This window comes from Bacillus sp. EB V-12 (genome assembly GCF_056158125.1).
Genome location: NZ_JBUXJL010000011.1, coordinates 56,964 through 69,207, shown reverse-complemented (window position 1 = coordinate 69,207; position 12,244 = coordinate 56,964). Strand labels below are relative to the sequence as shown.

The 12,244-nt window shown below is 34.3% G+C and carries 14 protein-coding genes, 1 pseudogene and 1 riboswitch; of the genes and pseudogenes, 4 read left to right on the top strand and 11 right to left on the bottom strand.

What is annotated here, in order from left to right; all coding sequences use genetic code 11:
- Positions 1 to 5: 5 nt before the first annotated feature.
- Positions 6 to 671: a PspA/IM30 family protein gene (locus tag ACZDYH_RS25175; protein WP_000110280.1), complete on the bottom strand. Its 666-nt coding sequence runs from the start codon at positions 669 to 671 to the stop codon at positions 6 to 8.
- Between the two features lie 402 nt (positions 672 to 1,073).
- Between ACZDYH_RS25175 and ACZDYH_RS25170 the strand changes: the two genes are divergently transcribed.
- Positions 1,074 to 1,652, top strand: coding sequence for a lipoprotein BA_5634 family protein (locus ACZDYH_RS25170; protein ID WP_000737501.1), 579 nt, complete (start codon positions 1,074 to 1,076; stop codon positions 1,650 to 1,652).
- Positions 1,653 to 1,688: 36 nt separating this feature from the next.
- Here the strand turns inward: ACZDYH_RS25170 and ACZDYH_RS25165 are convergent, their stop codons facing one another.
- The 3 genes from ACZDYH_RS25165 to ACZDYH_RS25155 are packed head-to-tail and all read right to left on the bottom strand — an operon-like array spanning position 1,689 to position 4,088.
- Entirely contained in the window at positions 1,689 to 1,859 is a 171-nt protein-coding gene (locus tag ACZDYH_RS25165) for a FeoB-associated Cys-rich membrane protein (protein WP_000989598.1), read from the bottom strand.
- Between the two features lie 16 nt (positions 1,860 to 1,875).
- Complete coding sequence (feoB, locus tag ACZDYH_RS25160; protein ID WP_166694796.1) at positions 1,876 to 3,864, bottom strand: ferrous iron transport protein B; 1,989 nt, start codon at positions 3,862 to 3,864, stop codon at positions 1,876 to 1,878.
- The gene (locus tag ACZDYH_RS25155; protein ID WP_000060512.1) at positions 3,861 to 4,088 is read right to left on the bottom strand and encodes a FeoA family protein; all 228 of its coding nucleotides are present in this window, start codon (positions 4,086 to 4,088) and stop codon (positions 3,861 to 3,863) included. Before ACZDYH_RS25155 ends, feoB begins: the two co-directional genes overlap by 4 nt.
- 194 nt (positions 4,089 to 4,282) lie before the next feature.
- A riboswitch (TPP riboswitch) is annotated at positions 4,283 to 4,384 on the top strand.
- A gap of 86 nt (positions 4,385 to 4,470) precedes the next feature.
- On the opposite strand from ACZDYH_RS25155, the gene thiT reads away from it, so the two are divergent.
- Positions 4,471 to 5,139 carry an energy-coupled thiamine transporter ThiT gene (gene thiT, locus ACZDYH_RS25150; RefSeq protein ID WP_001246588.1) on the top strand — a complete coding sequence of 223 codons (669 nt, stop codon included), beginning with the start codon at positions 4,471 to 4,473 and terminating at the stop codon, positions 5,137 to 5,139.
- A 207-nt stretch (positions 5,140 to 5,346) separates the two neighbouring features.
- Here thiT and ACZDYH_RS25145 read toward each other — a convergent pair whose 3' ends face one another.
- The 6 genes from ACZDYH_RS25145 to ACZDYH_RS25120 form a co-directional block, all read right to left on the bottom strand.
- The gene (locus ACZDYH_RS25145) at positions 5,347 to 7,200 is read right to left on the bottom strand and encodes a sensor histidine kinase (protein ID WP_001225341.1); all 1,854 of its coding nucleotides are present in this window, start codon (positions 7,198 to 7,200) and stop codon (positions 5,347 to 5,349) included.
- Positions 7,197 to 7,886, bottom strand: a complete 690-nt coding sequence (locus ACZDYH_RS25140; RefSeq protein WP_000041856.1) for a response regulator transcription factor — start codon at positions 7,884 to 7,886, stop codon at positions 7,197 to 7,199. Before ACZDYH_RS25140 ends, ACZDYH_RS25145 begins: the two co-directional genes overlap by 4 nt.
- 39 nt (positions 7,887 to 7,925) lie before the next feature.
- Positions 7,926 to 8,546, bottom strand: a complete 621-nt coding sequence (locus ACZDYH_RS25135) for a class D sortase (RefSeq protein ID WP_000771592.1) — start codon at positions 8,544 to 8,546, stop codon at positions 7,926 to 7,928.
- Positions 8,547 to 8,635: 89 nt separating this feature from the next.
- On the bottom strand, positions 8,636 to 9,124 hold the full coding sequence (locus ACZDYH_RS25130; protein WP_000746705.1) for an LPXTG cell wall anchor domain-containing protein: 489 nt from the start codon (positions 9,122 to 9,124) through the stop codon (positions 8,636 to 8,638).
- Positions 9,125 to 9,302: 178 nt separating this feature from the next.
- On the bottom strand, positions 9,303 to 9,635 hold the full coding sequence (locus ACZDYH_RS25125) for a hypothetical protein (RefSeq protein WP_000415613.1): 333 nt from the start codon (positions 9,633 to 9,635) through the stop codon (positions 9,303 to 9,305).
- A 183-nt stretch (positions 9,636 to 9,818) separates the two neighbouring features.
- Complete coding sequence (locus ACZDYH_RS25120) at positions 9,819 to 10,034, bottom strand: hypothetical protein (RefSeq protein WP_002001286.1); 216 nt, start codon at positions 10,032 to 10,034, stop codon at positions 9,819 to 9,821.
- Between the two features lie 161 nt (positions 10,035 to 10,195).
- On the opposite strand from ACZDYH_RS25120, the gene hpt reads away from it, so the two are divergent.
- Entirely contained in the window at positions 10,196 to 10,723 is a 528-nt protein-coding gene (gene hpt / locus ACZDYH_RS25115) for a hypoxanthine phosphoribosyltransferase (RefSeq protein ID WP_001019295.1), read from the top strand.
- Between the two features lie 176 nt (positions 10,724 to 10,899).
- A complete protein-coding gene (locus ACZDYH_RS25110; protein WP_000167892.1) occupies positions 10,900 to 11,802 on the top strand; it encodes a diacylglycerol/lipid kinase family protein in 903 nt (300 codons plus the stop codon).
- A 42-nt stretch (positions 11,803 to 11,844) separates the two neighbouring features.
- Here ACZDYH_RS25110 and ACZDYH_RS25105 read toward each other — a convergent pair.
- A pseudogene (locus tag ACZDYH_RS25105) lies at positions 11,845 to 12,189 on the bottom strand (DUF2199 domain-containing protein); the annotation flags it as partial.
- Positions 12,190 to 12,244: the final 55 nt, after the last annotated feature.

The following is a 12,244-nucleotide window of genomic DNA, read 5'->3' as shown; positions in this document are numbered from 1 at the left end:
CTATATTATTTCTCATACTGCTTCATAATACGAGCTAATTCATCGTCAACAGCAGAATTTTTGTTTAAGCTTGCGAATTCATCATCTAATGATTTTTCTTTCTTATAAACTTCACCGCTTGCTTCCGCTTCAGCCTCTAATTGAAGAGCTTTCTCTTCCATACGGCTTAAACCAGCTTTTGCTGAATTTGAATCAAATCCAGACATCGCCTGATTAATATTCTTTTGTGCTTTCGCCGCATTTACACGCGCTACAAGTGTTTCACGTTTATTTTTCAGCTCATTTAATTGCTTACGCATTTCTTCTAGCTTTAGGCGCAGGTTATCAGCAGCAGCTTTATTTTGCTCGTAGCTTGCTTTATACTCATTCATTTTTTGCTCTGCATTTTGTTTTTCTTCTAATGCACGACGCGCAAGATCTAAGTTATTAGCTTGAACAGCCATATGAGCCTGCTCTTCACGTTTTTTCACAAGTGCTTCTTGCTCTTCAAATAATATTTTGAATTTCTTCTCAAGTGCGATTTGAGCTGCTACACTTTTCTCAGCCTCTTGTACATCGGCTTGCATATCGCGTAAATATTGATCAGTCATCTTAACTGGATCTTCCGCTTTTTCAATTAACGAATACACATTTGACATTGTTAAATCTCTTAATCGTTTAAATACAGACATCTAAATTCCTCCTATGATATACCTCATATTTCAAATTCACTACTTGGAAAACTGAAAAATCTCCCTTTACAGTAAAGAATATTCATTTTACAGCCTATGTGTTTATTATAACAAAACTAATATGTCCTTACATGTTATTTCCAAAATACATCCATTATAATATGACATTCTATATACAATATTGTATTTCTAATATATTCTCATTATCCCTCTTTGAAATTAACTTACTTTTGTGCAATTTCACTAAATTACATAAGTGTAATGTTACTGTAAGCTAACTCGATAGTTGCATTCCGATATTTCTTATACACTAATACCAGAAGCAACAAACAAGCTTCTTCACATGTAAGCACTAATACAAAAATTGTATTTACTATAAAACATATAAAAGGAGAAATCATCATGAAAAAATTAGTAGGAATCGGATTAGCAGCAGCAATTTCACTTGGAGCATTATCAGGTTGTTCTTTATTAGGAGAGAAAGCGAACGGCTTTGTACTGTACGGATCAGAAGAACAAGTTCAGCAAATTACAGATAAAAACAAAAAAGAAGTGAAAGAAAAAGACTTCTATAAAATGAAAATGACAACATTAGATGGTAAAAAAGTTCTTGTAATGGATAAGAAAACTGGTGAAGAACTAGTGAAAAAAGAGTTACTTAGCAAAGTTGATGAAAAAGACAACACGAAACCACTTGATAAATTACCAGCTGTAACAACAGAACAAGGTGTATTATTTGCAAAAGAAAAAGTAGAAAATGCTGCACTTGATGGGGCAAAATTAAAATATGAAGGCAACACAATTATCGGAAGTGGTCGTGCATATACAGATATGTATGCGATTGTCGATGACGCAACTTACAGCAATGTAAAAGGTGATGAAAAATCTGTAGGTGTATTAAAATTTGATAAAGACCCAAGTAAAGAATTCCCTGGTTACAAAGGCGTAGAAGCTTCTCAACTTGTAAAAATTAAAAAGTAAAACAAAAAAGCTTTGCGAAATTCGCAAAGCTTTTTTCTATTTATTATGAGCAATTTGCTCCATATCCGGGCTACAAGTTTGCGACTGACATGACTTATTTAAAGAACATGCCGCGCATTTTCCTTTTTTACTTCTCTTTACAAAATTAACTAACGTATATGCTGCATAACCAAAAATGATAGCTCCAATTATAATATTGACCATCATCACAATACATCTCCTTCTAGAATCCGAGTAAGGATCCAACTTGGTATATAATGAGCGTTAATACATAAGCAACTACGAGTGGATAAACGACTGAGAAAATCGTCCACTTCGCTGATCCTGTTTCACGTTTAATAACAGCTACCGTCGCTAAACACGGAACATATAATAAAATAAAGAACATAAATGCATAAGCTGATAATGCTGTATAATGTGCTCCCATTACATTTCCAAGCACATCTTCTTTAACTGCATAAATAATTGCCATTGTAGAAACGACAACTTCCTTCGCTAAAAATCCTGTTAAAAGGGATGCTGCAGCTTGCCACGTTCCGAAGCCGAGTGGTGCAAATAATGGTGCGATAAATCCACCAATCATCGCTAAGTAGCTATCTCCCATATCAACGCCGAATCCTGATGGACCTGCATAGTTTAATAACCAAATAACAACCGAACCACCAAAGATGAATGTACCAGCTTTACGAACAAATCCCTTTCCTTTCTCCCACGTGCTTAGCCATAATGTTTTTGCTTGTGGCACACGGTAAGGCGGTAATTCAATTACGAAAATAGACTTTTCCGCTTTCAAAATTGTAAGAGACATAATTTTTGTAACTAATAACGCAAGAACAATCCCTGCAACATATAAAGAAAATACAACAGTCGCCTGACTATGCGGGAAAAATACGCCCGCAAATAATGCATATACAGGTAATCGTGCTGAACAAGACATAAATGGTGTTACTAAAATGGTAAGTAAACGTTCTTTTTCCTGTTCAATCGTTCTCGCAGCCATGATACCTGGAACGTTACATCCAAAACCGATAATCATCGGAATAAAAGCTTTTCCGTTTAAGCCGAAAAACTCCATAATTCTATCCATAACAACTGCAATTCGCGCCATATACCCTGAGTCTTCTAATAATGAAATAAAAAAGAATAGTGCAAAGATTTGTGGTACGAACACTAATACAGCACCAACACCGGCAATAATACCTTCTGTAACTAGTGCTTGAATAAAATCAGAAGCTCCAATACTTGTAAGTCCAGCCGTCACCCAATCCGTAAGCTGGCCACCAAAAAACTCATCTAACATATCCGATAAAGGTGTACCAATCCACGTAAACGTAACCTGAAAAATAAAAAACATAACTGCTAAAAAGATTGGAAGTCCTAAAATTTTATGTGTAATTAATCTATCAATTTTTTCTGAAAAAGGAATTTTTCCTTCTTTCTCATGCTTCATAACATTTGTTTTTAACTTTTCAATATACGCTTCACGAGTTTTGTAAATGTGCTCTTCTAACGTACAATCAAGTCTTCCTTCTAAGCGAGATCGAATGGCTATGAGTTCCTTATAAATTGGTAATGCTTTCATTTCTTTTTCTACTACTTCGTTATTGCTTAAAAATTGAAGTCCTAACCATCTCGGATGCTCGTAATTCGCTGTCTCTAAAAGAGCAATTACTTCTCCAATTCCTTCATCCATTTGTACACCATATGAAATAAGGAATGGCTTTTTCTCTTTTTTGTCATTTTCTTTAAGAGTCGTAAGCAGTTCTTCACAGCCTTTTCCACTTCTTGCAACAACAGGAACGACTGTTACACCTAATAGCTCTGATAATCGTTTTACATCAATGACAATTCCTCTTTGCTTCGCCACATCAACCATGTTTAAACCAATTGAGACTGGCTTACCAAATTCAAGTAACTGCAACGTTAAATGCATATTTCTTTCAAACTGCGAGGAATCTACGATATTTAACATATGATTAAATTCTTCTGTTAATAGAAAGTTTGTTACAACACCTTCATCACGTGAAACTGGATTTAAATCATAAACACCTGGTAAATCAATTAATGTTCCTTGTCTATCTTTTAATTTACCAACCTTTTTTTCTACTGTTACACCGCTCCAGTTTCCTACGTATTCATAAGAACCAGTAAGTGCATTAAATAATGATGTCTTCCCTGTATTCGGATTCCCTAGCAAAGCTACCTTATTCACGCTAATTCCACCTTTATCATTTTCGCGTCACAATGACGAATACTAATTAACTGTCCACGACACTCCAATGTACAAGGACCTTTGAACATCGCTTTCTGTTTCAAGCGAAGTTCGCTTCCTTCCGCAAGACCGAAAGCAGCTAGTCTACGCTTTAATAGCTGATCTAAAGACTGAATACTTTTTACTAACACTTTCTCTCCAATTTTAATATCTACTAAGCTCATAACCTTCCCCCTCAGAAGAGAATGATAATTATTTTCAAAAAAATTATACCACACCCAATTTCTCTTGTACTATACCCTTTTGCTTCATATTTATTAACATTTCGCTACAATTCTATTTCAATTATTGTCATACAGCATTTGTTTGCCATTCTCATCCATTTCGCTTACAATAAACAATAGCAAATAAAGAATCTCGTTATCACTGGGGGAGCCATGCCGCTGAGAGGGAACACTTCGTTCCGACCCTTCGAACCTGTTAGTTAATGCTAACGCAGGGATTGTGCAAACGTCCGAAATACATACCTCATTTTTATTTACGTATTTCGTATCCTCCTATGATATCTATTCTTTTTTGTACAACTTGGATTTAGGGGGAGACAACATGCGTAACACCAATTTACAAGCGATGATCGAATCTGCTATTCTTGCAGCCTTCGCCATGATTATCGATATTTTACCATTATCACTTAAACTTCCAACAGGCGGTTCTATCTCATTCGCTATGATTCCTATTTTTATTATTGCTTACCGCTGGGGCTTTAAATCAGCTTTCTTAGGCGGTTTAGTTTGGGGACTATTACAAATTGTCGTGGGAGATGCTTATATTTTAACACCTGTTCAAGCATTCATTGAGTACTTCATTGCCTTTGCTTTTATCGGATTTGCTGGCTTATTCTATCGTCCAATTCAAAAAGCACTTTTAACATCCAATGAAAATAGCTTAGAACAATCAAATTTAGGTAACCGTAAAGACAAACCTTCATCAAAACAAAATCAGGGTAAGAAAGTCCTTGCTTATATTATCCTTGCTACATTTATCGGTAGCTTTGCTCGCTATTTCTGCCACTTTATTGCCGGCATTATTTTCTGGGGACAATATGCGCCGAAAGGTCAATCAGCTGTGTTATATTCATTAATCGTAAATGGAAGTACAATGCTTGGTTCTTTTATTTTATGTACCGTTTTACTTATATTTTTATTTATCACTTCACCACGATTATTCAAAAGCATCAGTGCTTATCAAATGAATACACAAAAAAAGGGCGCTTAATGAGCGCTCTTTTTTCATATCGTAATATCAATTAAAAATACAATAAATGCGCAAAAGAAAATAAATACCATTATACTTAGCCAATTGCTATGCACGGTTCATCGACTCCTTACATAACCTCATATTCTAAACAAATTATACTGATTAAAAATAAAGATTAGGTAAAGATAATATGAAAATAAATTAAAAAAGCATAGATCATATTGTCTACGCTTTTTTCGGTAAATAGAAATAAAATAACACACCATCTTCTGTATTTCCTGCCCCATATTCAGTATCATGTAGTTCTAAAATATTCTTTGAAATGGCAAGCCCAAGTCCCGTCCCACCTTGTGAACGCTGACGAGCTGTATCCACTCGATAAAAACGATCCCAAATTTTATCTAATTGTTCTTCTTCAATGTGAGTACCTTTATTTTCAATGCACACTTTTATACGATCCTTCTCATCTATTGTAGAAATAATAATATCTTCTTTATTTGGTGTATAACGTATGGCATTCGTAATGAAATTCACGATGACTTGTTCAATCCGGCCTTGATTTGCAATCACTTCAAATGAACATATATTTTTATGAACACGAAGCTCTTTTTTCTCTATTTCCACAGATAGATGTTCACATATGTCTTCAATTACTGTATCAATATAAAACGAATCCTTTTTCATTTTATATGTACCAGATTCAAATTTAGCTAACTCAAGCATATCCAAAATTAACGTATCCATTTTGTCTACTTCTCTCTCCATTGCCTGAAAATAATACTCTTTTTTATGTTCAGCTACCCCGTCTTTTAAAATAGAAATACAGCTTTTCATAATACTTAGCGGTGTTTTTAATTCATGTGAAACACCAGAAATGAATTCTTTTCGCGTCTTTTCTAACTTTCTTTCCTTTTCAATATCTTCTTCTAACTGCCCAATATGCGAATGGAGTTTATTTGATAGAACATTAATATTTTTCGATAAATCTCCAATTTCATCTTTTGAAGTAATCGGTATTTTTTCTGTAAAATCTAATTGTGCTATTTTCTTCGTCGTATCATTTATTTTTAGTAATGGTTTTGCAATTTGTTTTGAATAATAAAACGAAGCTAAAAAAATAAGAACGACTACAAATGCAATGATATAGATGTAATAATCTTGCACCATTTGTACAGCTTCATCTACAGGCTGTAAAGAAGCCATCGCATAAATATATGTTACTGATCCATCTTTTTCTTTTATTGGTTTCATTAATAATTTATATTTTATATCATTCTTTTCATAGTCCATTGTCTTTGTTGAATACTCTATTTGATTACTCTCTTTTAGTAATACATCCGTTTGAAATTCTTTTATACTATCCAAAAACAAAGTATTTTTATAAATTGGATTTACGAGGCCTTTTACATCTGGAAACTGTACTTTTGTAACAAACCCACCTATATAAGCATCTGGTTCTTGGGCAGCTTGCTCCTGAACAGCCGGCTTCTTTTCCTTACTTACTTGTTCCTCAGCTGCTTTCTTTTTCTCCTCATCTAATTTACTCATTTTCTCCTTAAATGCTTTTTCTAACGGTTTATTAGATCCACTTAAATTCTGCTTAGATAACGAGAAAGAGAATGGAATAAAACTATCTCCTTTTTTCACTCCAGAAAAATAAATTCCTTGGCCTAGAAACTGATCTGATGATTTATTCTCAATCTCTTCTATATTGACGAGATTGCCTAAAGGAATTTTGAATATTTGTTGTCCAAAGCTCTTTTGTTGCCTACGATCTATCGTTACTTCAAAATAAAAATCATCTGCATGTTTTAAATTCCCGTTCTTATCTAATGTCGTAATCCACGTATTATTTTCTCTTAAAAAGTCTTGCTCTAGTTTTTGAATTTCTTCTGCATTTCCTGCATAATTTAAATAATTCTTCTCAAAGGAATTTAAATTTACTTTAATATCTTCCACTTTTCGATTCGCATAATATTGTTTAAAAAATATCGTTTGTCCAATAAATATCGTCGCTAAAATCAACATACATAATGCTGTTGTAAGAGTAAATAATTTTAGTACAATTCCTTTTCTCATATATTCCCCTCAAATTTATAACCAGTTCGTACTACAGTTGTAATGTACTTTGCTTTCTCTCCTAATTTATTTCTTAAATTACGAATATGACTATTCACCGTTCGATCATCACCAGCAAATTCATATCCCCAAATTCTTGAAATGAGTTGCTCTCGCGTTAAAACGATTCCTTGATTTTTCATGAAATACGCTAATATTTCAAATTCTGTATGCGTTAAATTAATATCGGTTCTATCTACCGTAACAGTGCGAGACGGAAAATGAACGTGAATGCCGTGGATTGATAATGTATCATCTTCATTCTCTAAAAGTTGCTTTGTCACTTTTCTGCTTTCTAACAACCTTTTCGCTCTTGCTAATAAAATTGGCGGACTATACGGCTTCGTCACATAATCATCTGCCCCAAGTTCAAAACCAAGTAACGTATCGTCTTCATCTACACGCGCCGTCAGCATAATAATAGGCACCTCGGACGTCTTTCGAATCCTTCGGCAAACAGACCATCCATCGAGTTCTGGCAACATAATATCTAAAATAACTAAATCAACCTCTTCTTCTTCAAATACAACTAAAGCCTCTTTCCCGTCCCTCGCTTCAAACACTACATATTGCTCACTTAAAAAATAATCTTTTAATATTTCACGTAATATGTCTTCATCTTCAACAATTAAAATGTTTTTTGACATAACTTATTTATCCCCCTCTCGCTTTCAGAAACTATAATTTCACTTTGAATAACTAGCAGTTAACTTCGCCTCGATAATATATCTATCTGGTGCATCCCCTATATAATTAAATGGGTAACAAGTTGTCAGTGTTAATATCGGTTCTTCTTTTTTTATAATAACAGTGCGATCATCCGCATGGGTAATCCACGTCTTTTGAATTTCGTATGTGTACGTTTTATTATCATACTCTAAAATAAGAGTATCCTTTTCTTTCAACTCTCCTAAATCTGTAAATACAGTATCTCGATGTCCACTCAGTACAGTATGTCCCCCTCCAGATGGAGTTGTCGTTAAATCGCTAACGAACATACCCACTCCTTTTTTCAAAGTCGTATCATCTGCTCCCCAATATATAGAAAACTTCTTCTTTATTTTCGGTATGTTTAACATCGCTACCTTTTCTCCTTCTTTATGTTCTGTTTGAGAAGAAGGCACTTGAGAAGTTACAGGTGTTTCATGAGAAAGTTGAGTATCTTGTATATTTTTAAGGCTCTTTATTTCTTCTGCAGTTAATTGCCCGGCAGAGCTTCTTCCTTTATACCATTCCACAGCATAATAGGATCCCATGAATAGCCCTATAGCCATCAATATGATACCGATATAATTGAGTAACTTCATTCTTCATTCCTCCATGCCAAAAATGGTAGGAGTAACCTACCATTTTTAATATATGAAATTATCCCATTCTTTATAGGAAAATATTTTATTTACGCTTTAATCTTATTGCGACGATTCAAACCAAATAATGTACCTACCGCTACAAGACATGCACTTAATCCCATCATTACTACATTATTCGATGCTGTATTTGGTAATTTTTCACCTTGTACAACTGGCTTTGCTACTTCTTTTTTAGCTACTTCATTCTTTTGCTCGGCTTTTATCGCTGCTTCTTTTTTGGCCATATCGTTTTTTAACTGTTCTTGCGCTATTCTCTTTTTCTCTTCTTCACTTTTTTTCTCAGCTTTTATTGCTTCTTCTTTTTTAGCCATATCATTTTTTTCTTGTACTTGTGCCGCTTGCTTTTTCTCTACTTCACTTTTTTGCTGTTCCTTAATTGCTTCTTCTTTTTTAGCTTTATCTTGTTGCACTTGCGCTTCTTCCTTTGTTACTGTTCCAGTATCTGCACTCGCTACTGAAGAATATCCTACTGCTAAAAGTGCCATTGCACAAATTGGTAATAGTCTCTTTTTCATCTTAATTCTCTCCTTATATTTTATTCACATCAACTCGCACCGGATGTATTACTAGAATAAGCAAGAGATATAAATATAAGATGCAGATGAAATATATTTCATTTAAAGATTTCATTGTAGAAAAAGAAAAAAACATCGCAATATGTACGATGTTTTTTCGGGTGTGTGTCTCAATTATTTACATGTTACTTTCGCGTGATTTGGAAGTAGAACGGGCCGGAGCGATAACTAATTGTCTCGGCTCAGTTTTCTTGAAGTGATTTTTGACGTTACACTTACGACGTTGAACAACCCACGCTTTAATAGGGTTTGTTAAAATAATCTTTTGCTCTTCGTTAGGGGCCTCTTCTTCAAACCTACAACTCTCGCTCCATTTATTCCATTTCATTGTAAATTTAGAAGAAGAATGATCATCTTCACGATCAAACAAGTGCAAAAAATCCATTTTTCCATCTAGCATTACGGTGTTACTAGTCGCTAAAAAAGAAAAGGTCGTCCAACGTTTCTCCATGCCCTCCTACTCCTTTTTCACATATAGAGTGCCTAAAACTTAATTTACCTAAAATATGCTTGCCTTTTACCTTACACCCATAGTTTATCCAAAATGCTCTTATGCAACTATCGATTTGCCTTACAACTACCTTACATTTTTGTAAGAAACAAAAAAACCTTCACTCGATATAATGAAGGTTTCTTACTTTTTATCTATATGATCTCTCATATCATCAAGTCCAGCTTCTTTTAGCTGCGACATCATACCGTGCGAAATTGCTCCTAACACTAAAGTCATTCCAATTAATGAAATACGAATCGCAGGTACATCAATTACGTAAGCCAACAGGCCAAGAACAATTGTTAAAAGTAATGCTTTTATAAATGTTACACTTGTGTACTGTTTCTTCTTCATCATATTCACCCTTTATGGAAGCGTTTTCTTAATACACTTAGTATATCATATCATCAGATGATTTTGGCGTTATCTTTGTAAAAAATTACTATCTCCTTTGACTTTTTCTATTCTATCCTTTACAGTCGAAATGTTCGCAAGTTTTACACTGTAGGAGGATTACAATGAATATTGAAATAAAAGACACTTTAATTTCTGAAGAACAATTACAAGCAAAAGTTAAAGAATTAGCACTTCAAATCGAACGTGACTTTGAAGGAGAAGAAATCGTAGTTATCGCAGTATTAAAAGGTTCATTCGTATTTGCTGCTGATTTAATTCGTCACATCAAAAATGATGTAACAATTGACTTTATTTCTGCATCTAGCTACGGAAATCAAACAGAAACAACAGGAAAAGTGAAACTACTAAAAGATATCGACGTAAACATTACTGGAAAAAACGTAATTGTTGTAGAAGATATTATCGATTCTGGTTTAACACTTCATTTCCTAAAAGACCACTTCTTTATGCATAAACCAAAGGCACTCAAGTTCTGTACATTACTTGATAAGCCAGAACGTCGTAAAGTAGACTTAACAGCTGAGTATGTTGGCTTCCAAATTCCAGACGAATTCATCGTTGGATACGGTATCGACTGTGCGGAAAAATATCGTAACTTACCATTCATTGCTTCAGTTGTAACGGAATAATCGTATAACTTAAAAAATTGATAGTACATAAAATGTATATCGGCGATTTTTTTAATATATCGACTTACCGACAATAACTGACAATGTTAGCATCCAATTAATAGGGAGAAGCTGTTCTAAAATACATGGGAACAGCTCCTTTCTTTCCATTTACAAACTACAGGGAGAGATGAAATATGACAAAGACAAAATTTGAAAAAGTACTCCTCATCGTAAATCCGAAAGCTGGTCAAGGTGACTTACATACAAATTTAACGAAAATCGTACCACCTCTTGCCGCAGCTTTTCCTGATCTACATATCCTTCATACGAAAAAACAAGGTGATGCAACAAAATATTGCCAAGAGTTTGCTAGTAAAGTAGATTTAATTATCGTCTTTGGTGGTGATGGAACAGTATTTGAATGCACAAATGGCTTAGCACCTCTCGAAAATAGACCTACACTTGCAATCATTCCAGGCGGAACTTGCAACGACTTCTCTCGCACACTTGGCGTTCCGCAAAACATTGCAGAAGCGGCAAAACTTATTACAAAAGAACATATAAAACCAGTTGACGTTGCAAAAGCAAATGGACAACATTTCTTAAACTTCTGGGGCATTGGTCTCGTATCTGAAGTATCAAACAATATCGATGCAGAAGAAAAAGCAAAGCTTGGTAAAATCGGTTACTATTTAAGCACAATTCGAACTGTAAAAAATGCTGAAACATTCCCAGTAAAAATTACTTATGACGGACAAGTATATGAAGACGAAGCTGTCCTTGTCATGGTTGGAAATGGTGAATATCTTGGTGGTATTCCATCCTTTATTCCGAACGTTAAATGTGATGACGGAACACTTGATATTTTCGTAGTCAAATCAACAGGTATTCAAGCATTTAAAGATTACATCGGAAAGAAACTATTCGAGGATTCAAATGAAAATGACATCTTCCACGTAAAAGCGAAATCCATTCATATTGAAACGAAAGAAGAAAAAGAAGTAGATACAGATGGAGAAAGTTCGCTTCATACACCTTGTCACATTGAATTATTAACAGGACACTTTACGATGATTTATAATCCTGCGGTTGTGTAAAGAAAAAAACGAGTGCTAGCACTCGTTTTTTTCTCTTCTAATCTAGCTATGTCGTTGAATCATTTCTTGTATTTCTTTAACTCTCTCTAAAGTAATTCCATTTCTTTGTTCGATTGCTAAAGGATGCTCGGTTGGCTCTAATTCAACATACGGTGCCGTTCCAACTTCTCTTATATGTACATTTGTTTTTAAATTTAATGTTTCTGGATAAAATGGTATTTCTACAGATAACCAACCAAAATAAGGATCACTATTTTCTCGGCTTCTCTCATCCCACTTTTCTAATACTTCATCATAACTTTCTTTACTAAGTGATACCCAAACAGTCCATATGAAATTTTCGTGGTAGTCAATGATAGGAAGCTCTAAACAACCTCTAATAAAATAGAAGAATGGCTTGTTTGCATACTCTAGTTCTTTTTATGTACAATGAAGGAAAGAA